The organism is Serratia nevei (genome assembly GCF_024160145.1).
GTDB lineage: Bacteria > Pseudomonadota > Gammaproteobacteria > Enterobacterales > Enterobacteriaceae > Serratia > Serratia nevei_A.
The window spans coordinates 1-22,196 of the sequence record NZ_JAMYWQ010000041.1; the positions used below are offsets into that span (position 1 = coordinate 1).

Genomic DNA, 22,196 nt, shown 5'->3' on the forward strand with positions numbered 1-22,196 from the left:
TTTACCAAACTGGGCCTGCCGAAGTTATAGGCAGGCGACGATCAACATAACCGAACCGCCGTATACGGACCCGTATGTACGGTGGTGTGGGAGGAGGCTGGTCGTGAGATCAGCCCCTATCCCGATTCTGGGATAAATTTCAGTTTATTCCTAATCGATAGTGCGAAGATTAAATCTATTTTTTTAACCACCACGGCGAAAATTTATTTAATCTCAATTGCGGAATATTCTTATATATTATATCGGGCCGAGTGTGGGGCTGTTTTTCATTTCAATAGCGGCCGTAATAATGACCGGGGCCGTCACCGCGGTGGCCGCCCCAGTGTGGGCCCCAGCAGCAGGCGCTGAGGGTCGACGCCAGGGCCACAACGGCCAGCAACAGTCCTATACGTTTGATCATTTTATTATCCTCCGGTGGGAATTCGCTTAATTATAATTGCCACGCCGTTTGAAGGTTGTCAGTTATTCGTTAAGCCTTGTCAGTGGCTATGATAATTAACGCCAGAGGCAAACAGTGTAGGAATTGTGTAAGGCCGTTGAAAACGATCTGAAAATAGGCGTCGGTGAGATAGTCGCTAAATAAGCGCGCTGATATAACCACTGCAACAAGGAAAATAGAGTGAGAAGGCAAATGAAAAAAATCCTGTTGCTGGTGTGCCTACCGCTGTTGTTGCCGTTGGCGGCGCAGGCCGATGTCTCCGTCGATATCAACGTGCCGGGGGTTTCCCTGCATTTGGGGGATCAGGACCGCCGCGGCTACTACTGGGATGGCTACGACTGGCGTCCGCCGCAGTGGTGGCATGCGCACCAGGGCCGCGGCCTGGGCGAGCGCAATGCGCGCGGCATGTATTGGGACGGCGGGCGCTGGCAACCTTCGCCGCCGCGCGGTTATGAACATCGCGAACCGGCGCGCAGCGGCAATCCGTTCCACGGTGACCGCAACAACCTCAACCAGGATCGCCGCGATGACGGCCGCGGTCAGCCTTATCCGCCAGGCAACCCCGGCCCGCATCGTTAAGCCCTGAGTTGATCGGCGGCTGGTTTTGCCATCATCATGGTGATGACGGGCAGGGCCAGCCGCTGCTTTCCTGCGCCATCGTTTACGCAAGGCTTCCCCTTGCGGCGTTAACCCCCTACTATTCGACTCAGACGTCAATTACCCGGCCACGACAGCGGCCGGCAGGGAACCGCCGCGCATGCCTACCAGCCACACCTTTACCTTACTGTTGCAACATCAGCGCTACCGCGATAAACGCCAGGTCACTCTGCTGGCGCTGGGCTTGACGCTGGCGTTGTTGTTCAGCCTTTGCGCCGGCGATCAATGGATATGGCCATCAGAGTGGTTCAGCGATCGGGCGCTGCTGTTCGTCTGGCAACTGCGTTTGCCGCGTGCGCTGGCGGTGATGCTGGTCGGCGGCGCGCTGGCGGTGGCGGGCGCGGTGATGCAGGCGCTGTTTGAAAACCCGCTGGCGGAACCTGGCCTGCTGGGTGTGGCGAACGGCGCCGGCGTAGCGCTGGTGCTGACGGTGTTGTTGGGACACGGCCTGCTGCCGGTGGCGCTGATGAGCGCCGCTGCGATAGGCGGGGCGCTGGCGATGACCTTTCTGCTGCTGGGTTTCGCTCGCCGGCGGCGGCTGGCCAATGCGCGGCTGTTGCTGGTTGGCGTGGCGCTCGGCATCGTGTGCAGTGCGCTGATGACCTGGGCGGTCTACTTCAGCACCAGCCTCGATCTGCGGCAGCTGATGTACTGGATGATGGGCGGTTTCGGCGGCGTCGACTGGCGCCAAAAATGGCTGGTGCTGGCTCTGTTGCCGGTGCTGCTGTGGCTGTGTGGCCAGGGGCGAGCGCTCAACCTGATGGCGTTGGGGGAGGTACAGGCGCAGCAGCTCGGGCTGTCGCTGCATCTGTGGCGCAATCTGCTGGTGTTGGCGATCGGCTGGCTGGTGGGCGTCAGCGTGGCGCTCGCGGGGGTAATCGGCTTTGTCGGGCTGGTGATCCCGCATATTTTGCGTCTCACCGGCCTGACCGACCAACGCTATCTGCTGCCGGCCTGCGCGCTGGCCGGCGCCGGCACGTTGCTGGTGGCCGATGTGGTCGCCCGGGTTGCGCTGCTGGCAGCCGAACTGCCGATCGGCGTGGTCACCGCCACGCTGGGGGCGCCGCTATTTATCTGGTTACTGACCCGGGTAAAAGGCGTAAGGTAGTTTTCTTCATTCACCTGCGATTAAAACCATAGGATGACAACCGATGAGCAAGCCAATCTACCATCTGCCGTTACAAACCATCGAAAACCAGGCCACCACGCTGGGCGCCTACCAGGGTAAGGCGCTGCTGGTGGTCAACGTGGCCTCTGAATGCGGCTTGACCAAGCAATATGAAGGGCTGGAAGCGTTGTACGAAACCTATCGCGATCGGGGGCTGGAAGTCCTGGGCTTTCCGTCCAATGAATTCCTGGGTCAGGAACCCGGCAGCAACGAAGAGATCCTGGCGTTTTGCCGCGGTACCTTCGGTGTGCAATTCCCGATGTTCGCCAAGATTGAGGTGAACGGCGAACACCGTCATCCGCTGTACCAGGCGCTGATTGCCGCGCAGCCGGATGCCGTCGCACCGGAGGGCAGCGAGTTCCTGGCGCGGATGACCAGCAAAGGGCGAGCGCCGAAGCATGCCGGCGATATTCTGTGGAACTTCGAGAAATTCCTCATCGCGCGCGACGGCACGGTGATCCAACGCTTCTCGCCTGACACCACGCCGGAAGATCCGACGCTGGTGGCGGCGGTGAAACAAGCGCTGGCAGGGTAAGGCGGATGCTGCAACTCGTTGAGGTTGGCGTGGCGGGGCGCCTGGCGCCTTTTTCGACACAGATTGACGGCGGGTTGCAGGTCCATCTGATTGGCCCGAACGGCGCCGGGAAGAGCACTTTGCTGGCGCGGGTGGCGGACATGCTGCCGGGGCTGGGCGAAGTCCGCCTCGACGGGCGCGCGCTGGCCGTTTACCCGAGGGACGAGCTGGCACGCCGGCGCGGCTATCTCAGCCAGCAACAGCCGCCGGTGTCGTTGATGCCGGTATTTCAGTACCTGGCGTTGCACCGGCCTGCGGCAGCGGCGCAAGCCGATGTAGAGCATGCCATCCTCTATTTGTGCCGGCGGCTGAAACTGGTGGATAAGCTGCCGCGCATGCTGACGCAGCTCTCCGGTGGCGAATGGCAGCGGGTACGGCTGGCTGCGGTGTTGCTGCAGGTGTGGCCTAGCGTCAACCCGCACAGTCGGGTGTTGTTGCTGGATGAACCGACCAACAGCCTGGATGTGGCGCAAAAAGTCGCGCTGGATCGCCTGCTGCGCGAATTCTGTCAGAGCGGGCGCTGCGCCCTGGTGTGTGCGCACGATCTGAACCATACCCTGCAGCAGGCCGATCGGGTTTGGTTGCTGCACGCCGGGCGGTTGGTGGCGCAGGGCGTCACGCGCGAGGTGATGACGCCGGCGCTGTTGTCCCAGGTCTATGAAGTGGATTTCCACCTGCAATGGGTGGGGGACGAACGTTGGATCATGACCAGAACGGCTTAAGCTTCTGCGTCGGCGCTGCTCAATGTAAACGGAATCTAAACACAGTGAATATAAATAGCCGGGTAAGCTTCGGTTAATGTCGTGCTGCCTCTCATTTTATCGTCGATTTTCTTGAAAAACGTCAGTGACGTGCTACGCTTGGTTCGGCAAAATAAAATAAGTAAATAATTATTAATAAATATAATAAACTGATTTTAATAAGAAATTTAAATTAATGATGACGGCGCCCGCCAATCAGTTCACCCGCTGATGACAAGTCTCGTCTTAAGGTTTAGTTAAGCTTGCGGCCTTACATTGGCAGTTAATCCACGGAAACGAATCTTCTCTGGCGTTTAATATCCGTTAAACGAAAGGGATTTACAGTGTCATCAAAAGCAGTCCGATACGTTTGGGGTTAACTATGGATCAATTTTTACCTTTCTCTCGCCCGGCCATCGGCGATGAAGAAATCGCGGCGGTAGAGAAAGTGTTGCGTTCCGGTTGGATCACCACCGGGCCGCAGAATCAGCAGCTGGAAAGCGACTTCTGTACTACTTTCGGCTGTAAGCACGCCATCGCCGTCAGTTCCGCCACCGCGGGCATGCACATCACGCTGATGGCGCTGGGCATCGGCCCCGGCGACGAAGTTATCACCCCTTCGCAAACCTGGGTTTCCACCCTCAACATGATCGAGCTGCTGGGCGCCACGCCGGTGATGATCGACGTTGACCGCGATACGCTAATGGTCAGTGCCGCCGATGTCGAGGCTGCCATCACCCCGAAAACCAAAGCGATTGTTCCGGTGCATTACGCCGGCGCGCCGTTGCAGATGGACGCGCTGCGCGCCGTGGCCGAACGCCACCGTCTGCCGCTGATCGAAGACGCCGCCCACGCGGTCGGCACGCGTTACAACGGCGAATGGGTCGGCGCGCGCGGCACGGCGATTTTCTCGTTCCACGCGATCAAAAACGTGACCTGCGCCGAAGGCGGCCTGATCGCCACCGACGACGACGCGCTGGCGGACCGCCTGCGTTGCCTGAAGTTTCACGGTCTGGCCGTCGATGCCTTCGATCGTCAGCAGCTTGGCCGCAAACCGCAGGCCGAAGTGGTGGAACCGGGCTACAAATACAACCTGTCCGACATTCATGCGGCGATCGCCGTGGTGCAACTGTCGCGCTTCACCGAGCTGAACGCGCGCCGCAAAGCGTTGGCACAGCGCTACCTGAGCGCGCTGGAAGGCTCGCCGTTCCAACCGTTGGGTGTGCCGGATTACCCGCATGACCACGCCTGGCACCTGTTGATGGTGCGCGTCGATCCGGAGCGTTGCGGCATCGATCGCGACCAGTTGATGGAACGCCTGAAAGAGGTGGGCATCGGTACCGGGCTGCATTTCCGCGCCGCACATACCCAGAAATTCTACCGTGAGCGTTATCCGCAGTTGTCGCTGCCTAACACCGAATGGAACTCGGCGCGGCTGTGCACCTTACCGTTATTCCCTGATATGACCGACGCCGATGTGGATCGCGTGGTCAATGCCTTGTCTTCTGTTGTGGAGTCTTTACGTGTCTCGCGTTGAACCGATTAAAAAAGTGTCGGTAGTTATCCCGGTATACAACGAGCAGGAAAGCCTGCCTGCGTTGCTGGAGCGTACTACCGCCGCCTGTAAGCAGTTATCTCAACCTTATGAAATCATCCTCGTCGACGACGGCAGCAGCGACAACTCCGCTGACATGCTGACTGCGGCGGCGGAAAAGCCGGACAGCCACGTGATCGCCGTTTTGCTGAACCGCAACTATGGTCAGCACTCGGCGATCATGGCCGGTTTCAACCAGGTGACCGGCGATCTGGTGATTACGCTGGACGCCGATCTGCAGAACCCGCCGGAGGAGATCCCGCGGCTGGTTAGCGTGGCGGAAGAGGGCTATGACGTGGTGGGCACCGTGCGTGCCAACCGTCAGGATTCCTGGTTCCGCAAAAGCGCCTCGCGCGTAATCAATATGATGATTCAACGTGCCACCGGCAAGTCGATGGGGGACTACGGCTGCATGCTGCGCGCCTACCGCCGCCACATCGTTGAGGCGATGCTGCACTGCCATGAGCGCAGCACCTTTATCCCGATCCTGGCGAATACCTTCGCCCGTCGCACGACCGAGATCGACGTGCGCCACGCCGAGCGCGAGTTTGGCGACTCCAAGTACAGCCTGATGAAGTTGATCAACCTGATGTACGACCTGATCACCTGCCTGACCACCACGCCGCTGCGTTTGCTCAGCGTGGTCGGCAGCATCGTGGCGCTGTCCGGATTTGTGCTGGCGCTGGTGCTGATTGCGCTGCGTCTGCTGCTTGGCCCTGAATGGGCCGCCGGCGGCGTGTTCACCCTTTTCGCCGTCCTGTTCACCTTTATCGGCGCCCAGTTTGTCGGCATGGGGCTACTGGGTGAATACATCGGCCGCATCTATACCGACGTGCGCGCACGTCCTCGCTATTTTGTTCAGAAAGTGGTCGGCGTACAGCAGGACCACAATACTCAGGAAGAAGAATGATGAAAGCTATTGTATTTGCTTACCATGATATTGGCTGCGCAGGTCTGAAAGCGCTGACTGAGGCGGGTTATGACGTGCAGGCCGTGTTCACGCACACCGACGACCCTGGTGAGAACAACTTCTTCTCCTCCGTGGCCCGGTTGGGCGCCGAATTGGATCTGCCGGTCTATGCGCCGGAAGACGTAAACCACCCGCTGTGGGTTGATCGCATTCGCGACCTGCAGCCGGACGTGATCTTCTCGTTCTACTACCGTCACATGCTGAGCGACGAGATCCTGTCGCTGGCGCCGCAGGGCGGTTTCAACCTGCACGGTTCGCTGCTGCCGCATTACCGTGGCCGCGCGCCGGTGAACTGGGCACTGGTGAACGGCGAAACCGAAACCGGCGCTACGCTGCACAAAATGGTGAAACGCCCGGACGCCGGCGACATCGTCGGCCAGCAGAAAGTGACCATCGCCGACAGCGACACCGCGCTGACGCTGCACAAGAAAGTGCTGGAAGCCGCGCAGGCGGTATTGAAAGAGCAGTTGCCGAAGCTGAAGAACGGCACGGCCACCTTCACCAAGCAGGATGAGTCTCAGGCCAGCTACTTCGGCCGCCGCACCGCGGCGGACGGCGAGATCCTGTGGCACAAATCTGCCAAAGCGATCAACAACCTGGTGCGCGCCGTCACCGAGCCGTACCCGGGTGCCTTCAGCTACCTCGGCCAGCGCAAGCTGATCGTCTGGCGCTCTCGCGTGCTGGATACCCAACACGACAAACAGCCGGGCACCGTCCTGAGCACTTCACCGCTGGTTATCGCCTGTGGCGAAGGTGCGCTGGAGATCGTCGCCGGTCAGAACGACAACGGTCTGTATGTGCAGGGCAGCCGCCTGGCGCAGGAGATGGGCATCGTCACCGATGTGCGTCTGGCCGCCAAGCCGAACGCCGTAATGAAACGCCGCACCCGCGTGTTGATCCTCGGGGTCAACGGCTTCATCGGTAACCACCTGACCGAGCGCCTGCTGCGTGACGATCGCTACGACATCTACGGCCTGGATATCGGTTCTGACGCCATCAGCCGTTTCCTCGACAACCCGCGTTTCCACTTCGTGGAAGGCGACATCAGCATCCACTCCGAGTGGATCGAGTATCACATCAAGAAATGCGACGTGGTGCTGCCGCTGGTGGCGATCGCGACGCCGATCGAATATACCCGTAACCCGCTGCGCGTGTTCGAGTTGGACTTCGAAGAGAACCTGAAGATCGTTCGCGACTGCGTGAAATACAACAAGCGCATCATCTTCCCGTCCACCTCAGAAGTGTACGGCATGTGCGACGACAAAGAGTTCGACGAAGACCATTCGCGCCTGATCGTCGGGCCAATCAATAAACAGCGCTGGATCTACTCGGTCTCCAAACAGCTGCTGGATCGGGTTATCTGGGCTTACGGCGCTAAAGAAGGCCTGAAGTTCACGCTGTTCCGTCCGTTCAACTGGATGGGGCCGCGTTTGGATAACCTGGACGCTGCGCGTATCGGCTCTTCCCGCGCCATCACCCAGCTGATCCTCAACCTGGTGGAAGGTTCGCCGATCAAACTGATGGACGGCGGCGCGCAGAAGCGTTGCTTCACCGACATCAACGACGGTATCGAAGCGCTGTTCCGCATCATCGAGAACCGCGACGGCCTGTGCGATGGCCAGATCGTCAACATCGGCAACCCGACCAACGAAGCGAGCATTCGCGAGCTGGCGGAAATGCTGCTGGAAAGCTTCAACAACCATCCGCTGCGCGACCGCTTCCCGCCGTTCGCCGGCTTCAAGGATGTGGAGAGCAGCAGCTACTACGGTAAAGGCTATCAGGACGTCGAACACCGCACGCCGAGCATCAAAAACGCTCGCCGCCTGCTGGACTGGCAGCCGACTATCGAGATGAAGCAAACCGTCGCCGACACGCTGGACTACTTCCTGCGCACTACCGTTCAGGAAGGGAACGGTGCATGAAGAAAGTCGGTCTGCGTGTTGATGTAGATACCTTCAGCGGCACCCGTGAAGGGGTGCCGCAGTTGCTGGACCTGTTCGACAAGTACGACATTCAGGCCAGCTTCTTCTTCAGCGTGGGACCGGACAACATGGGGCGCCATCTTTGGCGCCTTTTGCGTCCGAAATTTCTGTGGAAAATGCTGCGTTCGAACGCCGCCTCGCTGTACGGCCTGGACATTCTGTTGGCCGGCACCGCCTGGCCGGGGCGCAACATTTCACGCGCGCTGGGGCCGCTGATGAAACGCACCGCCGAGGCCGGCCATGAGGTGGGGCTGCACGCCTGGGATCACCAGGGCTGGCAGGCCAAGGTCGGTAAGTGGAACGAAGCGCAGCTGACCGAACAGGTGCAGCTGGGCGTCGACGCCCTGAGCGCCTGTACCGGCCAGCCGGTGAAATGCTCCGCCGTGGCGGGGTGGCGCGCCGATACGCGCGTGCTGGAGGTCAAACAGCGCTTCGGCTTCCATTACAACAGCGATTGCCGCGGCACCCATCCGTTTCGGCCGGTGCTGAGCGACGGGCGACACGGCACGGTGCAGATCCCGGTGACGTTGCCGACCTTCGACGAAGTGATCGGCAGCGAAGTCAGCATGGCCGACTTCAACGATTACATTCTGCGTGCCATCGAGAACGATCGCGGCGTGCCGGTGTACACCATTCACACCGAAGTGGAAGGCATGTCGCAAGCGGCGATGTTTGAACAGTTATTGCAACGCGCCCGGCAGCAGGGCATCGAATTCTGCCCGCTGAGCGCGCTGTTACCGCAAGATTTGGCGTCACTGCCGTTGGGCCGCATCAAGCGCGCTCCTTTCCCCGGCCGCGAAGGTTGGCTGGGCTGTCAAACCGATGTGAAGGACGTTACATGAAGGCGCTAAAAGGATCCTGGGCCATTCTGTTGGCCGTTTTTTTTGCTCTGGTTTACCTGATCCCGCTTAACGGCCGCCTGCTGTGGCAGCCGGATGAGACGCGTTATGCCGAGATCAGCCGTGAGATGCTGCAGCGCGGTGATTGGGTTGTGCCGCACCTGCTGGGGCTGCGCTACTTCGAAAAGCCGGTGGCGGGTTACTGGTTCAATAACATCAGCCAGTGGCTGTTCGGCGAAAACAACTTTGCGGTGCGTTTCGGCTCGGTGTTCAGCACCGGCATGACCGCACTGCTGGTGTTCGCGCTGGCGATGCTGATGTGGCGCAATGCGCGTCGCGCCAGCCTGGCGATGCTGATGTTCCTGTCGATGGTGCTGGTGTTCAGCATCGGCACCTACAGCGTACTGGATCCGATGATCTCGCTGTGGCTGGCGGCGGCGATGGTCAGTTATTACCTGACGCTGAAAGCCACCTCGGTCAAGGGGAAGCTGGGCGCTTACGCGCTGCTGGGCTTGGCCTGTGGCATGGGCTTTATGACCAAGGGCTTCCTGGCGCTGGCGGTGCCGGTGATCGCGGTGATTCCGATTGTCATCCAGCAGCGTCGCATCAAGGATCTGCTGTGCTACGGCCCGGTGGCAATCGTGACCGCCACATTGCTCAGCCTGCCCTGGGCGCTGGCAATTGCCCAGCGCGAACCCGACTTCTGGAATTATTTCTTCTGGGTTGAGCACATTCAGCGCTTTGCCGAAGATAATGCCCAACACAAAGAGCCGTTCTGGTATTACCTGCCAATCCTGCTGGCGGCGGTGCTGCCTTGGTTGGCGCTGCTGCCCGGTGCGCTGCTTAAAGGTTGGCGCGAGCGCGTACAGCGCCCGGAGCTGTTCTTTCTGCTGAGCTGGGCGATGATGCCGCTGATCTTCTTCAGCATCGCCAAAGGTAAACTGCCAACCTATATTCTGCCGTGCATGGCGCCGCTGGCGCTGCTGATGACCGCTTATGCGGAAGACTATGCCGCCACGCTGCGTGCCAGATTGTTCAAGGCCAACGCCTGGCTGAACGGCCTGTTCGGGGTGATCGGCATCGTGGCGCTGGTGGTATTGAGTTCCGGTCTGCTGCCGAAAGCGCATCTGTTTACCCCCCAGGAGTGGCCGAAAATGGTGCTCGGCCTGATCGCTTTCGGCGGCTGGCTGGCATTCGCGCTGGTCTCCGCACGCGATAACGGCCGCCAATGGCGCTGGGCGGCGGCTTGCCCGGTGCTGCTGTGCCTGGTGATCGGTTATGCCATCCCGCAGCAGGTGACCGATTCCAAGCTGCCGCAGAACTTTGCGCGCGCGACGATGGCCGAGCTGGGCGACAGCCGTTACGTGCTGACCGACAGCGTCGGGGTGGCGGCCGGTCTGGCCTGGGAGCTGAAGCGCAGCGACGTGCTGATGTACAGCCAGAAAGGCGAGGTGGCCTATGGCCTGGCGTATCCGGACGCCAAGGGCCACCTGATCAGCGACGCCGACTTCCCGCAGTGGCTGGCGCAGGCGCGCAAGCAGGGGAATGTGTCCCTGGTGTTGCAACTGTCCCGCGGCGAAGCGCTACCGCAGGATCTGCCTGCTGCAGACAAGGTGGATCGAATGAACCGCCTGGTGCTGATGTGGTATAAACAGCAACCATGATGGGTTTTCTGTTGGTGATCGTGGTCAGTCTGCTTACCTGCGGTGGGCAGCTGTGCCAGAAGCAGGCGGCGCACTGTTGGGAACGGCCGGACGAGGCGCGGCTGAAGAAAACGCTGCGCTGGCTGGCGCTGGCGGTGCTGTTGCTGGGGCTGGGCATGGCGGTGTGGCTCAATGTGCTGCAACGCCTGCCGCTCAGCCTGGCTTACCCGATGCTCAGCCTGAACTTCGTGCTGGTGACGCTGGCGGCGCGCTGGGTGTTTCATGAGCCGACGACCGCGCGCCACTGGTGCGGCGTGGCGTCGATTATGTTGGGGATCCTGCTGATGAGCGTGCATGCATGAGGGGCTATGTCTGGGGCGCCGCCAGCGTGCTGCTGGTGACGCTGGCGCAGTTGCTGATGAAGTGGGGCATGGTGCAAATCCCGCTGATGTCGTTCGCCGACGTCTCGCTGGCGCTGATCGGCGACTACTGGCTGCCGCTGTTGGCGGTGGGCGGCGGCATCTTCGGTTATGCGCTGTCGATGCTGTGCTGGTTCTTTGCGTTGCGCCACCTGCCGTTAAACCGTGCTTATCCTCTGCTGAGCGTCAGCTATGCGCTGGTCTACCTGGCGGCGGTGATCCTGCCGTGGTTTAACGAATCCGCTACGCTGCTGAAAACGTTGGGCACGCTGTTTATTCTGTTCGGCGTCTGGCTGATTAACAGCAAATCCGCGACAAAATCGCCGGAATAGGGTCAAAACCGGCGATCCTGCGATTATCTCCCTCATGGCGCTTGCCTTTTTCCCCGTGCGGGAGATAAATTAACGCGAAATAGCGCTCTCCTTACGTGGTGCCGGCTTTGCCTCGCAGGCGGTGTGGTGGTGTCGCGATTGGCATAATGCGGCAGCGTGTTCAATGAAGGGATATTATGCGGATGCGTGTGTGGTTTTTATTAGCCAGTTTGATCCTCGCCGGTTGCAGCAGCCATGCACCGCCGCCGAGCGGCCGGCTGGCGGACTCTATCGTGGTGGTGGCCCAGCTCAATGAGCAACTGCGTCAGTGGTACGGCACGCCATACCGTTACGGCGGCATGGATCGCGGCGGCGTAGATTGTTCCGGCTTTGTTTACCGCACGTTCCGCGATCGTTTCGACATGCAGCTGCCGCGCTCGACCGAAGAACAAACCTCGCTGGGCACCAAGGTCTCGCGCGATGAGCTGATGCCGGGCGATCTGGTGTTTTTCAAAACCGGCGGCGGTGAGAATGGCCTGCACGTCGGCATTTACGATACCAACGACCAATTTATCCACGCTTCGACCAGCCGCGGAGTGATCCGCTCCTCGCTCGATAACGTCTACTGGAAGCGGGTGTACTGGCAGGCGCGTCGCATTTAGCCTTAACCCGTTGATTTGGTGTATCATGGCGGCATCACGTATTTTGAACGGTGCCTGCCATGAACAGTCTGCGTTTACTGATCTCCGACTCCTACGATCCCTGGTTCAACCTGGCGGTGGAAGAATGCATCTTCCGCGAGATGACCACGCAAAAAATCCTCTTCCTGTGGCGCAATGCCGAAACGGTGGTGATTGGTCAGTCGCAGAACCCCTGGAAAGAGTGCAATACCCGGCGCATGGAGCAGGACGGCATTCGGCTGGCACGGCGCAGCAGCGGCGGCGGGGCGGTATTTCACGATCTGGGCAACACCTGTTTCACCTTTATGGCCGGCAAACCGGGTTACGACAAAAGCGTCTCGACCGATATCATTCTGCGGGCGTTGCGGCAGTTGGGTGTTAAGGCCGAGACGTCGGGCCGCAACGATCTGGTGATGGAAACCGCCGAGGGGCTGCGCAAAATATCCGGCTCGGCCTATCGCGAAACGCAGGATCGCGGTTTCCACCACGGCACGCTACTGCTGAACGCCGATCTGGCACGCCTGGCGGACTACCTCAATCCGGATCCCAAAAAGCTGCAGGCCAAGGGCATCACCTCGGTGCGTTCGCGCGTCGCCAATCTGGCGGAGTTTTTGCCGGGCATCGGCCATGAGCAAGTGTGTGAAGCGATCGTGCAGGCCTTCTTCGCCCACTATGGCGAGACGGCCGAGCCGGAGATCATTTCGCCGGACGTTTTCCCCGATTTGCCCGATTTTGCCGCGCAGTTCGCCAAACAGAGCAGTTGGGAATGGAATTTCGGCAAGGCACCGGCGTTCAGCCATCTGCTTAACGAGCGTTTCGTCTGGGGCGGCGTGGATCTGTTCTTCGATGTGGAGAAGGGGACGATTGTTCGCGCGCAGCTGTTCACCGACAGCCTGAATCCCGCCCCGCTGCAGCGGCTGGCGGAAACGCTGGTGGGCTGCGTGTATCGCAGCGAGCCCGTTGCCGCCTGCTGTGGCCGACTGATGGCGGATTATCCGCAACAGGCGGCGGAGTTGGCCGAACTGCGGCAATGGCTGAGTAATACGATCCGCTAACCGCAGGTCGGATGGCGAAGGGATGAGCGTGCTCATCCCTTTTTTTATCGCTGAAATCGACGTTTTTCAGGCGGGTAGCGCAGATTTTTCGAAAATCAAGGCGGGCATTTTTTTACGGTTTCAATGCCGCGAATAACGGGCGGAATTGATGCGTTATTAAATTTAATCAGTCATCGTTAACGGCAGGAAAAATCGGCGTTACGGCAGAAAGATTATTTTACTTTATTTAAGATTTTTCTTAAATAAAACAAGGGAGATAAGTCAAATTTAGCCCTTCATCCATTCAACTTAAGCCAAATACCTTTTCATATCGTGCGTTGGGCGAGAAAGTTGGCATAAGTTCGGCTGCTTTTCTTTTGCGCCTTTCGCGATTGTCGTATAGCTTTAATCTATCAATTAAATGATATTTCATGGGTATTTGTATTGATATTTCCGATTAATCCCAGAAGGATTGATCGATAAAATATATTGATATACGATGATACGCTAGCCATTCATCCTGTGGCATTAAAATGAACATCCAACTCGAAGCTGACTTTATTAGTAGCTATGTTTTTCAACCTGTTTACTCAATGGAGGGTAGGCTGTTGGCGGTAGAAATGTTGAGCCGTTTCAATAGTCTAGACGGTGATTTAGCCATGCCGGCCGAAATTGGGATTAATTTATTGGCGCCTGAACAAAGGATTGAGTTATTTAATGAGCAATTGAAACTTGCGGAGCGGCATGCGCACTGGTTTACCGGTAACAGCGTGCAGTTGACCATCAATATCGAAGAAACCATCGTCGAGCTTATTCTTTCCGATCCGGCGTTGTGCCAATGGATCAGGCAATATCCTTTTATTGCATTCGAAATGAGTGAGAGTTTTCCGAATCTTTCGGCCGGGAAGCACAACCCGAGCGTGCAGCGATTAAGCGAAATGTTTACGCTGTGGCTCGATGATTTCGGTTCCGGTAAAGCCACCTTGACCGCGCTGTACGATGGTTTGTTTGACTATGTAAAGATAGACAAGCGTTTTTACTGGCAGCTGTTTACCCATCAGGGATATGACGTGGTCATCGACTCGTTGTTAAAGAATATCAACCTGTTGTGTAAAGGCGTGATCGTCGGAGGAATAGAGAAAAAAGAGTACTTTAATAAACTCAGATACGCCGGTGTTTTAGGCCTGCAAGGTTTTTTATGGCCCAGCATTGGTGTGGATAATCTGCAAGCTTTGCTGGCGAAGCCCAGCGAGTTCAATAATTAAGAAGTGATATAAAAAACTACACACAATGAGGTAAATAATGCGCGGGGTGATGTTTGCCGTGATTCCGTCGCCGTTATTCGCCATCGTTTTTTGGCTGATGACACCGTTTGTCAGCCTGCGTTAAACCGCGTTTCCGCCGTCAGGTGGAAACGCCAAACTCCCCGCATCCATCCTGGCGACAGGGGGATGCGTTCTCCCTGCATTCCTTCGGTGTTAATCCGCCCGTTCAGGCTCTACACTACGCTGAAACGGAGGGCCTATGCCGCAGTTCGATAACGCTTACTATCAACAGTTACCCGGTTTCTACACCGCCCTGAATCCGACGCCGCTCAAGGATGCGCGCCTGCTGTACCACAGCGAGCCGCTGGCGCGCGAGCTGGGGCTGGATGAAAGCTGGTTTACCCAGGATAAAACCCCCCTTTGGGCGGGAGAGACGCTGCTGCCGGGCATGCAGCCGCTGGCGCAGGTGTACAGTGGCCACCAGTTCGGCGTGTGGGCCGGGCAACTGGGGGATGGCCGCGGCATTCTGCTTGGCGAACAGCTGCTGGCGGACGGTAGCCACCGCGACTGGCACCTGAAGGGCGCCGGGCTGACGCCATATTCGCGTATGGGGGACGGCCGCGCGGTGCTGCGCTCGGTGATCCGCGAGTTTCTGGCCTCGGAGGCGCTGCATCATTTGGGGATCCCCACCACCCGGGCATTGACCATCGTGACCAGCCGGCAGCCGGTGTTCCGCGAGCAGCCGGAACGTGGCGCCATGCTGATGCGGGTGGCGGAAAGCCACGTGCGCTTCGGCCACTTCGAACACTTCTACTATCGTAAACAGCCGGAGCAGGTGCAGCAGCTGGCGGATTTCGTCATCGCTCGTCACTGGCCGCAGCTGCAGGAGCAGGCTGAGCGTTACCTGCTGTGGTTTACCGACGTGGTGGAACGGACGGCGCGCCTGATCGCCCATTGGCAAACCGTCGGTTTCGCCCACGGCGTGATGAACACCGACAATATGTCGATTCTCGGCATCACCATCGATTACGGCCCTTACGGCTTCCTCGATGACTATCAGCCCGGCTATATCTGCAATCACTCCGACCATCAGGGGCGTTACGCCTTCGACAATCAGCCGGCGGTGGCGCTGTGGAACCTGCATCGCCTGGCGCAGGCCCTGTCGGGGCTGATGACCACTGAACAGCTGCAGCAGGCGCTGGCGGCGTATGAACCGGCGCTGATGCGCGCCTACGGCGAACAGATGCGCGCCAAACTCGGCTTCTTCACGCCGACGGCGCAGGACAATGAGGTGCTCACCGGGCTGTTGAGCCTGATGGCGCAGGAAGGGCGGGACTATACCCGCACGTTCCGCCTGTTGAGCGAAACCGAACAGCACCAGGCGCAGTCGCCGCTGCGCGACGAGTTTATCGACCGCGCGGCGTTCGACGCCTGGTATCAGCAATATCGCGGGCGTTTGCAGCAAGAGCAGGTGAGCGATGCGGAGCGACAACGGGCGATGAAGGCGGTGAACCCGCGGCTGATCCTGCGCAACTATCTGGCGCAGCAGGCGATTGAAGACGCGGAGCAAGACGACGTGGGCCGTTTGCAGCGGCTGCATCAGGCCCTGCTGCGGCCGTTCGACGATGCGGCGGAATATGACGATCTCGCCGCGCTGCCGCCGGACTGGGGCAAACATCTGGAGATTTCATGCTCCAGCTGAGATGAAGAAAGGGCGCTTAATGGCGCCCTTGAGGTTATTGACGCAGGTAAACCTGCGGCAGCGACACTTCGGGATGATGCACTACGCCGAGATCGGCCTGATACCAGCGGGTGAGGATCTCCGTCTGCAACACCTCCTGCGGCGTGCCGCTCGCCACCAGGCGCCCCTGATGCAACAGCAGGATCCTATCGGCATACAGCGCGGCCAGATTAAGGTCGTGCAGCACGCAGCAGACGCCCAGCGGCTGTTGGCGCGTCAGCGAGCGCAGCAGGCGCAGGGTGTGCTGCTGGTGGTACAGATCCAGCGCTGAGGTCGGCTCGTCGAGAAATAACCAGGCGGGAGACGGCTGCGGTTGCCACAGCTGCGCCAACACTCGCGCCAGCTGCACCCGCTGCTGCTCGCCGCCGGAAAGCTGGCGGTAGTCGCGCTGCGCCAGCGCCAGGCAGTCGGTCTGCGCCATCACCTGTTGGATCGCCTGATGCGCGTCGCGTTTGCCGTGCGGCGCTCGCCCCATGCTGACCACTTCTTCCACGCTGAACGGAAACGCCAGATCGCTGTACTGGCGCATCACGGCCCGGACTTTGGCCAACTGCTGCGGCGCCCAGTGCTCCAGCGGGCGGTCAAGCAGCCGACATTCGCCGCAGTCCGGCGTCAAATAGCCGGTCAGCAAGCGCAGCAGCGTCGATTTGCCGGCGCCGTTAGGGCCGATAATCGCCACCATTTCGCCGCCGGCGAGGCTGAGCGAAACGTCGTTGATCAGGCGGCGCGCACCGAGGCTGTAGCGCAGCTCTCGGGCCGTCAGGCAGGCGGCGTTATCCACCGGTTCGCTCCCGCTGGCGCATCACCAGCCACAAGAAGTAAGGACCGCCGATCAGGCTGGTCATCAACCCCACCGGCATTTCGGCCGGCGCCACCAGCGTGCGCGCCAGCGTATCGCTGACCAGCAGCAGGCAGGCGCCGCCCAGCGCGGAGCAGGGCAGCAGCCAGCGGTGATCGCCGCCAAGGCGCATGCGCACCAGATGCGGCACCACCAGACCCACGAAGCCGATCACGCCGCTCATCGCTACCGCCGCGCCGATCAGCAGGGCGCTCAGCAACAGCAACTGCAGCTTGGCGCGCTGGACGTTCACCCCGAGGTAGTGGGCCTCTTCGTCCCCCAGCTGCAACAGATTCAGCCGCCGCGCCTGCAGCAGCGTCAGCAGCGCCGTCGGCAGGATCAGCGAGGCGGAAACCGCCAGCGTCGGCCACTGTGACTGGCTGAGGCTGCCCATCATCCACAGCGAGAACTGGCGCAGTTGTTGATCGTTGCTGACGTAAGAGAGCACGCCGATGGCCGCCATGCACAGGGCGTTGATGGCGATGCCCGCCAGCAGCAGCCGCGACAGATTGCCGTGCCCGCTGCGGCTGATGCCGTAGATCAAGAGCGACACCAGCAGGCTGCCGAGGAACGCCGCCAGCATATGGCCATACAATGCGATCGTCACCGGCAACGCCAGCGGCATCACGATGAACAGGGCGACAAACAGCGCGCCGCCGCTGCTGATGCCCAGCAGGCTCGGATCCGCCAGCGGGTTGCGGAACAGCCCCTGCATCACCGCGCCGGACACCGCCAGCGCGCAGCCGATCACCACCGCCAACAGCACGCGCGGCAGGCGGATGTTCAGCCAGATGTGCCAGGCGGTGTCGCTGAAGGGTTCGCGCCACAGGGTGCGAAACGACAGCGTCAGCGCGCCCAGGTTGGCGGCGACCAGCGCCAGCAGCGTCAGCAACACCAGTAGACCGATGATGGTCAGCTGAGGCGAGGTGCGACAGCGCATTACTTTTGCTCCGCCGCGTGGCGCAGCTTGGCCAGCGCCGCCGGCGTTTCCAGGCCGAAGCCCAGCAGCGCCATGTCATCGACGATCAGCACCCGGCGCTGCTTGCCCGCCGGCGTCAACGCCAGGCCCGGCAGCGTCCACAGCTGCTGTTCGCCGCCGAGGGTGCGCACGCCGTCGGTGGTGACCAGCAACAGATCCGGCGCGCTGGCGATGACGCCTTCCTGCGACAGCGGACGGTAGCGGTCAAAGCCCTGCATGGCGTTTTTCAGGCCGGCGGCGGCGATCACCGCGTCGGCGGCGGTGTGTTGCCCGGCGGCCATCGGCGTAATGCCGCCGTGGCTCATCACGAACAGCACCTTGACCGGCAGCGGGGAGGTATCGACCGCCGCCAGCTGTTGTTGATAGCGCTCGCTCAGCTGTTTGCCTTGCTCAACGCGTTGCAACGCGGCGGCGATGACGGCGATTTTCTGCGGCACCGCCTGCAGGGTGGTGTCACCCGGCACGCTGACCACGTTGACGCCGCTGTCCGCCAGCTGTTTGAGCACCAGCGCCGGCTGTGCCAGCTCGGTGGTCAGCACCAGCGTCGGCTTCAGCGCCAAAATGCCTTCTGCATTCAGCTGACGCATGTAGCCGACGTCCGGCAGCTTTTTCACCGCTTCCGGGTGCAGACTGGTGCTGTCGCGGGCGATCACCTCGTCGCCGGCGCCGAGCGCGAAGGCGATTTCCGTCACGTCGCCGCCGATCGAGACGATGCGCTGCGCCGCCGCAGCGGTGAGCGGCAGCGCCAGCGCCATCATCAACGCCAGGCGGCGGATTAAGGAAGATTTCATGCGGCGATGTCCTTGGCGGCGAGCGCGGCAACCTGCTCGCGCCACTGGGTTTGTTCCGGCTGGCCTTCGGTACGCTGGCCATACAGCTGCGCAATCTGCGTGCCATCGGCGGCGAACAGCTCCAGGCTGGTGACGATGCCGTCCTTGGTCGGTTTGCGGGTGATCCAGCTTTCGGCGATGGCGTCTTCGATCAGGTGTAGCGTGAAGCGGCGGTTGAACACGTTGATCCAGCCTTCCTGCGGCATCAAACGTTCGATCTGGCCGGTGAAGATCTGCACGCAGCCACGGTTACCGACGAAGATCATGATCTCGTTTTGCTGCTGCTGCGCCGCTTCCAGCAACTGCGACAGCGCGCTGTTGTCCACCTGATAGGCCAGATCGTCGCCGACGGCGCGGAACGCCTGCTGGCGCGTCAGTTTGTTGCGGCTGAGCAGCTGGAAGAACTGGTGAACGTCGGTCATTGCGCGCCATTCGCCGTCGATTTTGGCATGATCCTGCGTGGTTTCATCCGCGGTGCTCGCCTCGGCGGGCTGCAGCGCCAGCGCCGGGTTTTCTTCGCTCAGGTGGCGCTCCACCAGTGCCATCCAGGCCGGCAGATCGGTTTCTTCGGTGGTATAGACCTTGTGCAGCGCATCGCCCTGTTGGTCGAAGAACTGAATGCTGTGGCGCACGCCGCGCTTGTTGGTTTCGCTCATGGCGAAGACGCTGGTCCAGTGGTTGAGGAACAGGCGCAGATCCAGCTCGCGCGGGTTGAGGATCAGCCCGGCGTGGCCGTTGAGGTGCTGATTGCGGTAGCGGCCCATCTGCTCATGCACCGCATAGCTGTTGCGGGTGATGGACTTGGTGACGCCGACCTGCTCAAGCTCGGTCAGCAGGGTGCGCGCGTCGGCCTGCAGGCGGCGAGTGTCGTGGCCGACGCGGGCGTGCGTCAGCTCCGCTTCGCTGACGCCGAGGATCGCCGCCAGATCGCGGGCGTATTTGCCGGGGTGATCGATTTTAGCCTGTTGGTAGCGTTCGTATAGGGTGTTGCTCATGCGGGATTCTCCTGCGCTGTAATGCGAACGGCGGACAACCGGGTTGTCCGCCAGATAGTCAAATGATTACCACTGGTAGCTGACCAGCAGTTTGGCGTTGCGGCCATCCTGCGGAATGCCCTGCGGCGAGTAATATTCTTTGTCGAAGGCGTTGCCCAGCACCACGGTGGTGGTCATGCCCTGCAGACGATCGCGGCCCTTGTAGCTCAGATAGAAGTCGTTGACGCCATAGCCGGCTTGTTCGGCCGTGCCGGTCTCTACGCGCGTCGCGCGTTCGGCGAAGGTGGCGACCCAGCCGGCGGACAGACCGGTTTCGCCCAGCGGCACGTCCAGCGAGCTGGTGACGGTGTCTGGATTGATGCTGCTTAACCAGTCACCGGTCGCTTCATTTTTGCCACGGGTACGGTTATAAGCCAAATCCCAGCCGAACCAAGGTGTTTTATAGCTGAGCGTAGCGTCCCATCCCCAGATTTTGGCGCGATCGATATTGGTCGAGAAGGTGGTGCAACTGATGCAATAAGGACCTCGCGGACCGCGACCCAGTTCCATCGTGACACCGGTGGTGATGTAGTCCTTGGCTTTGGTATCGAAATAGCTGGCTTTGAACTGCAGGCTATCATCGGCCAGCATCAAATCATCGAAACGCAGACCAAACCCGTACTCTTGGGTTTCGTTGGTTTCCGGTTTCAAATTCGGGTTAGGCACCCAATAGTTGGTGATGGTGGTTGGTCCCATTGGAATTGAGAAGTGCTTGGAGTCGTTGTACATCTCACCCATCGTCGGCGCGCGGAACGCCTGAGAATAGGATCCGAACAGCATCAACCAGTCGGTAGGCGTAATACTGACCGCACCGCGAGAGGACCATTTGTCCGCATCCACATCGGCATAGCCGTCGCTTGAGCCTTTGTAATTGTCATACCGGGTGCCGGCGAGCAGAGTGACAGGCAGATCGCGCAGCGTGATTTCATCCTGCAGCCAGCCTGAAGCGAAATTGATTTTTGCTTGCGGGAAACTTTCGGTAGCGCCGCCCGGTGTTTGTTCCTGTTTGTAGGCCTCGGTGCCGTAGGTCAGCAGGTGCGAGGCGAAAGTATCCGCAAACAGGCGCGTTCGGTTTTCGAGTTTGGCGCCTTTCGTGGTTTGTTTACGTGCTTCATCCTCGCTGCCATTGGCGTGAGCGTTAATTTTCACGTCTGAATAATACACTTTCGCTTCCGCATCCAGCCAATCCTGGCCGACCGGCTTCAGTTTGTAACTCAGTGCCGCGTCGCGTTGAATCGTCGAACGATCGGTCATTAAGTTTCCACTGGAGCTGGCTGGAGTTTGCGGGTTTTTCGGCTCCTGCGCGTTGTTATTGTAGTAACGAAGATTGCCGCTCAGCGACTGATTGTCGTCGAGCTTCCAGGTGCCTTTGGCCAGCACGTTGCTGATGGTTTCGTCGTTAGGCGCATCGAAGCCGTTGCCCTGACGCAGATCGCCGACGTCGCGAGTGCCGAACGACAGCAGGCCGTCGAGGTTATCGGTCTTGCCGTAGGCGCTGGCGCCCATGCCCAGGCTGTGATCGCCGGTGCCGGCGGTGCCGTAGACGCGGAACCCGGTATCGTGGCCCGGCAGCAGCAGATCGGCGGCATCGACGGTCTCATAAGACACTACGCCGCCCAACGCGCCGCTGCCGTACAGCAACGCAGAGGGGCCGCGCACGATTTCAATGCGTTTCACTAATGCAGGATCCAAAAATGTGCCGTTAATGTGGCCGGTATTGGTGCCTTGGCGGATGCCGTCGACCAACGTCAGTACGCCGCGCCGATCGTAACCGCGCATCATGAGATCTTGCCCATTGCTGCGCCCGGTGCCGTTGACGGTAATGCCCGGCACGCGGCGCAGCATATCGGCGGCGGTGCCTGCAGTTTGGCTTTCCGGCGAGTTGCCTTCGATGACCGTCACCATCATCGGCGCTTCAAAGCTGCTGCGTTGGTTACCGGTGGCGACCACGGTCATGGTCTCGTCGGCGGCTTTGGCTTTTTTAGCCGGCGCCGCGTTGGAAGAGGATGTTGTGCTGGTGTTTTGTGCCAAGGCCACCGTAGGCAGAGCGCAGGCAATCGCCAGACTCAAAGCGGAAAAACGCAGCCGGGTGGAAAATGTCAGAGGCATGGTGCAACTCTCCGTATGTAATAAAACATATCAATAGATTTGCTGGCTGCCTGGATCAAAAGATCGGGGTGGCTGGCGTTTGAGGATTCTGTGGTTATTTGGTCAGGATCAATTTCCCGGCTTTGGTCTGCCGCAGCTGATAGCGCTGGCCCTGATGGGTAATGAACGCGATGCCGTCGGCGCCGAGCAGCTGTGCGCTGTCGTAACTGGGCGGCGCGTTTGCGCTGTGCTCGGTCGGGGCCGCGGCGGCGGGGGTAGGCGTGTTGGCAGTATCCATCATCATTGTGCTTATAAAACAGATCATTAAATGGTAATTAATATCAAACTGAGAATCATTATCATGTGAAGGA

General features: G+C 59.9%; 22 protein-coding genes. 15 read left to right on the plus strand and 7 right to left on the minus strand.

Annotation, left to right across the window (positions count from 1 at the left end):
* Positions 1-271: 271 nt before the first annotated feature.
* Positions 272-400 (minus strand): hypothetical protein, encoded by a 129-nt coding sequence (locus M6G53_RS25535; RefSeq protein ID WP_301286277.1) that lies wholly within the window; start codon positions 398-400, stop codon positions 272-274.
* Between the two features lie 231 nt (positions 401-631).
* On the opposite strand from M6G53_RS25535, the gene M6G53_RS21260 reads away from it, so the two are divergent.
* The 15 genes from M6G53_RS21260 to M6G53_RS21330 all read left to right on the plus strand — a co-directional run bounded on the left by M6G53_RS21260 (position 632) and on the right by M6G53_RS21330 (position 16,017).
* Positions 632-1,018: a DUF2502 domain-containing protein gene (locus M6G53_RS21260; protein WP_253334318.1), complete on the plus strand. Its 387-nt coding sequence runs from the start codon at positions 632-634 to the stop codon at positions 1,016-1,018.
* Between the two features lie 178 nt (positions 1,019-1,196).
* Positions 1,197-2,204, plus strand: coding sequence for a vitamin B12 ABC transporter permease BtuC (btuC, locus tag M6G53_RS21265; protein WP_253334320.1), 1,008 nt, complete (start codon positions 1,197-1,199; stop codon positions 2,202-2,204).
* A gap of 43 nt (positions 2,205-2,247) precedes the next feature.
* A complete protein-coding gene (locus tag M6G53_RS21270; RefSeq protein WP_253334322.1) occupies positions 2,248-2,799 on the plus strand; it encodes a glutathione peroxidase in 552 nt (183 codons plus the stop codon).
* A gap of 5 nt (positions 2,800-2,804) precedes the next feature.
* Positions 2,805-3,560: a vitamin B12 ABC transporter ATP-binding protein BtuD gene (btuD, locus tag M6G53_RS21275; RefSeq protein ID WP_253334324.1), complete on the plus strand. Its 756-nt coding sequence runs from the start codon at positions 2,805-2,807 to the stop codon at positions 3,558-3,560.
* 400 nt (positions 3,561-3,960) lie between these two features.
* Positions 3,961-5,115, plus strand: a complete 1,155-nt coding sequence (gene arnB / locus M6G53_RS21280) for a UDP-4-amino-4-deoxy-L-arabinose aminotransferase (protein WP_253334326.1) — start codon at positions 3,961-3,963, stop codon at positions 5,113-5,115.
* A complete protein-coding gene (gene arnC, locus M6G53_RS21285) occupies positions 5,102-6,082 on the plus strand; it encodes an undecaprenyl-phosphate 4-deoxy-4-formamido-L-arabinose transferase (protein ID WP_060445331.1) in 981 nt (326 codons plus the stop codon). Before arnB ends, arnC begins: the two co-directional genes overlap by 14 nt.
* A complete protein-coding gene (gene arnA / locus M6G53_RS21290; protein WP_253334359.1) occupies positions 6,082-8,064 on the plus strand; it encodes a bifunctional UDP-4-amino-4-deoxy-L-arabinose formyltransferase/UDP-glucuronic acid oxidase ArnA in 1,983 nt (660 codons plus the stop codon). Before arnC ends, arnA begins: the two co-directional genes overlap by 1 nt.
* Entirely contained in the window at positions 8,061-8,966 is a 906-nt protein-coding gene (arnD, locus tag M6G53_RS21295; RefSeq protein ID WP_253334328.1) for a 4-deoxy-4-formamido-L-arabinose-phosphoundecaprenol deformylase, read from the plus strand. Before arnA ends, arnD begins: the two co-directional genes overlap by 4 nt.
* Positions 8,963-10,627 carry a lipid IV(A) 4-amino-4-deoxy-L-arabinosyltransferase gene (gene arnT / locus M6G53_RS21300; protein WP_253334330.1) on the plus strand — a complete coding sequence of 555 codons (1,665 nt, stop codon included), beginning with the start codon at positions 8,963-8,965 and terminating at the stop codon, positions 10,625-10,627. The genes arnD and arnT overlap by 4 nt, the downstream gene beginning before the upstream one ends.
* Positions 10,624-10,968: a 4-amino-4-deoxy-L-arabinose-phosphoundecaprenol flippase subunit ArnE gene (gene arnE, locus M6G53_RS21305; protein WP_253334332.1), complete on the plus strand. Its 345-nt coding sequence runs from the start codon at positions 10,624-10,626 to the stop codon at positions 10,966-10,968. Before arnT ends, arnE begins: the two co-directional genes overlap by 4 nt.
* Positions 10,965-11,357 carry a 4-amino-4-deoxy-L-arabinose-phosphoundecaprenol flippase subunit ArnF gene (arnF, locus tag M6G53_RS21310; protein WP_253334334.1) on the plus strand — a complete coding sequence of 131 codons (393 nt, stop codon included), beginning with the start codon at positions 10,965-10,967 and terminating at the stop codon, positions 11,355-11,357. The genes arnE and arnF overlap by 4 nt, the downstream gene beginning before the upstream one ends.
* Positions 11,358-11,533: 176 nt before the next feature.
* Positions 11,534-11,998, plus strand: a complete 465-nt coding sequence (locus tag M6G53_RS21315; RefSeq protein ID WP_234590853.1) for a C40 family peptidase — start codon at positions 11,534-11,536, stop codon at positions 11,996-11,998.
* A gap of 59 nt (positions 11,999-12,057) precedes the next feature.
* Complete coding sequence (gene lplA / locus M6G53_RS21320; RefSeq protein WP_253334335.1) at positions 12,058-13,071, plus strand: lipoate--protein ligase; 1,014 nt, start codon at positions 12,058-12,060, stop codon at positions 13,069-13,071.
* 512 nt (positions 13,072-13,583) lie between these two features.
* On the plus strand, positions 13,584-14,315 hold the full coding sequence (locus tag M6G53_RS21325; RefSeq protein WP_253334336.1) for an EAL domain-containing protein: 732 nt from the start codon (positions 13,584-13,586) through the stop codon (positions 14,313-14,315).
* A 259-nt stretch (positions 14,316-14,574) separates the two neighbouring features.
* Complete coding sequence (locus M6G53_RS21330; protein WP_253334337.1) at positions 14,575-16,017, plus strand: protein adenylyltransferase SelO; 1,443 nt, start codon at positions 14,575-14,577, stop codon at positions 16,015-16,017.
* 34 nt (positions 16,018-16,051) lie between these two features.
* Here M6G53_RS21330 and M6G53_RS21335 read toward each other — a convergent pair whose 3' ends face one another.
* The 6 genes from M6G53_RS21335 to hemP form a co-directional block, all read right to left on the minus strand.
* Positions 16,052-16,837, minus strand: coding sequence for a heme ABC transporter ATP-binding protein (locus M6G53_RS21335; protein WP_253334338.1), 786 nt, complete (start codon positions 16,835-16,837; stop codon positions 16,052-16,054).
* Positions 16,830-17,834, minus strand: a complete 1,005-nt coding sequence (locus M6G53_RS21340) for a FecCD family ABC transporter permease (RefSeq protein WP_253334339.1) — start codon at positions 17,832-17,834, stop codon at positions 16,830-16,832. The genes M6G53_RS21335 and M6G53_RS21340 overlap by 8 nt, the downstream gene beginning before the upstream one ends.
* Positions 17,834-18,664, minus strand: coding sequence for a heme/hemin ABC transporter substrate-binding protein (locus M6G53_RS21345; RefSeq protein ID WP_436286546.1), 831 nt, complete (start codon positions 18,662-18,664; stop codon positions 17,834-17,836). The genes M6G53_RS21340 and M6G53_RS21345 overlap by 1 nt, the downstream gene beginning before the upstream one ends.
* Entirely contained in the window at positions 18,661-19,698 is a 1,038-nt protein-coding gene (locus tag M6G53_RS21350; protein WP_049271968.1) for a hemin-degrading factor, read from the minus strand. Before M6G53_RS21350 ends, M6G53_RS21345 begins: the two co-directional genes overlap by 4 nt.
* A 66-nt stretch (positions 19,699-19,764) precedes the next feature.
* The gene (locus M6G53_RS21355; protein WP_253334340.1) at positions 19,765-21,846 is read right to left on the minus strand and encodes a TonB-dependent hemoglobin/transferrin/lactoferrin family receptor; all 2,082 of its coding nucleotides are present in this window, start codon (positions 21,844-21,846) and stop codon (positions 19,765-19,767) included.
* Positions 21,847-21,940: 94 nt separating this feature from the next.
* Positions 21,941-22,123, minus strand: a complete 183-nt coding sequence (gene hemP, locus M6G53_RS21360; protein WP_016927944.1) for a hemin uptake protein HemP — start codon at positions 22,121-22,123, stop codon at positions 21,941-21,943.
* Positions 22,124-22,196: the final 73 nt, after the last annotated feature.

What these genes read in the sequence shown, in the direction of transcription:
- M6G53_RS25535 (WP_301286277.1), bottom strand. Translation starts at nt 400, where the DNA reads ATGATCAAACGTATAGGACTGTTGCTGGCCGTTGTGGCCCTGGCGTCG.
- M6G53_RS21260 (WP_253334318.1), top strand. Translation starts at nt 632, where the DNA reads ATGAAAAAAATCCTGTTGCTGGTGTGCCTACCGCTGTTGTTGCCGTTG.
- btuC (WP_253334320.1), top strand. Translation starts at nt 1,197, where the DNA reads ATGCCTACCAGCCACACCTTTACCTTACTGTTGCAACATCAGCGCTAC.
- M6G53_RS21270 (WP_253334322.1), top strand. Translation starts at nt 2,248, where the DNA reads ATGAGCAAGCCAATCTACCATCTGCCGTTACAAACCATCGAAAACCAG.
- btuD (WP_253334324.1), top strand. Translation starts at nt 2,805, where the DNA reads ATGCTGCAACTCGTTGAGGTTGGCGTGGCGGGGCGCCTGGCGCCTTTT.
- arnB (WP_253334326.1), top strand. Translation starts at nt 3,961, where the DNA reads ATGGATCAATTTTTACCTTTCTCTCGCCCGGCCATCGGCGATGAAGAA.
- arnA (WP_253334359.1), top strand. Translation starts at nt 6,082, where the DNA reads ATGAAAGCTATTGTATTTGCTTACCATGATATTGGCTGCGCAGGTCTG.
- arnD (WP_253334328.1), top strand. Translation starts at nt 8,061, where the DNA reads ATGAAGAAAGTCGGTCTGCGTGTTGATGTAGATACCTTCAGCGGCACC.
- arnT (WP_253334330.1), top strand. Translation starts at nt 8,963, where the DNA reads ATGAAGGCGCTAAAAGGATCCTGGGCCATTCTGTTGGCCGTTTTTTTT.
- arnE (WP_253334332.1), top strand. Translation starts at nt 10,624, where the DNA reads ATGATGGGTTTTCTGTTGGTGATCGTGGTCAGTCTGCTTACCTGCGGT.
- arnF (WP_253334334.1), top strand. Translation starts at nt 10,965, where the DNA reads ATGAGGGGCTATGTCTGGGGCGCCGCCAGCGTGCTGCTGGTGACGCTG.
- M6G53_RS21315 (WP_234590853.1), top strand. Translation starts at nt 11,534, where the DNA reads ATGCGGATGCGTGTGTGGTTTTTATTAGCCAGTTTGATCCTCGCCGGT.
- lplA (WP_253334335.1), top strand. Translation starts at nt 12,058, where the DNA reads ATGAACAGTCTGCGTTTACTGATCTCCGACTCCTACGATCCCTGGTTC.
- M6G53_RS21325 (WP_253334336.1), top strand. Translation starts at nt 13,584, where the DNA reads ATGAACATCCAACTCGAAGCTGACTTTATTAGTAGCTATGTTTTTCAA.
- M6G53_RS21330 (WP_253334337.1), top strand. Translation starts at nt 14,575, where the DNA reads ATGCCGCAGTTCGATAACGCTTACTATCAACAGTTACCCGGTTTCTAC.
- M6G53_RS21340 (WP_253334339.1), bottom strand. Translation starts at nt 17,834, where the DNA reads ATGCGCTGTCGCACCTCGCCTCAGCTGACCATCATCGGTCTACTGGTG.
- M6G53_RS21345 (WP_436286546.1), bottom strand. Translation starts at nt 18,664, where the DNA reads ATGAAATCTTCCTTAATCCGCCGCCTGGCGTTGATGATGGCGCTGGCG.
- M6G53_RS21350 (WP_049271968.1), bottom strand. Translation starts at nt 19,698, where the DNA reads ATGAGCAACACCCTATACGAACGCTACCAACAGGCTAAAATCGATCAC.
- M6G53_RS21355 (WP_253334340.1), bottom strand. Translation starts at nt 21,846, where the DNA reads ATGCCTCTGACATTTTCCACCCGGCTGCGTTTTTCCGCTTTGAGTCTG.
- hemP (WP_016927944.1), bottom strand. Translation starts at nt 22,123, where the DNA reads ATGGATACTGCCAACACGCCTACCCCCGCCGCCGCGGCCCCGACCGAG.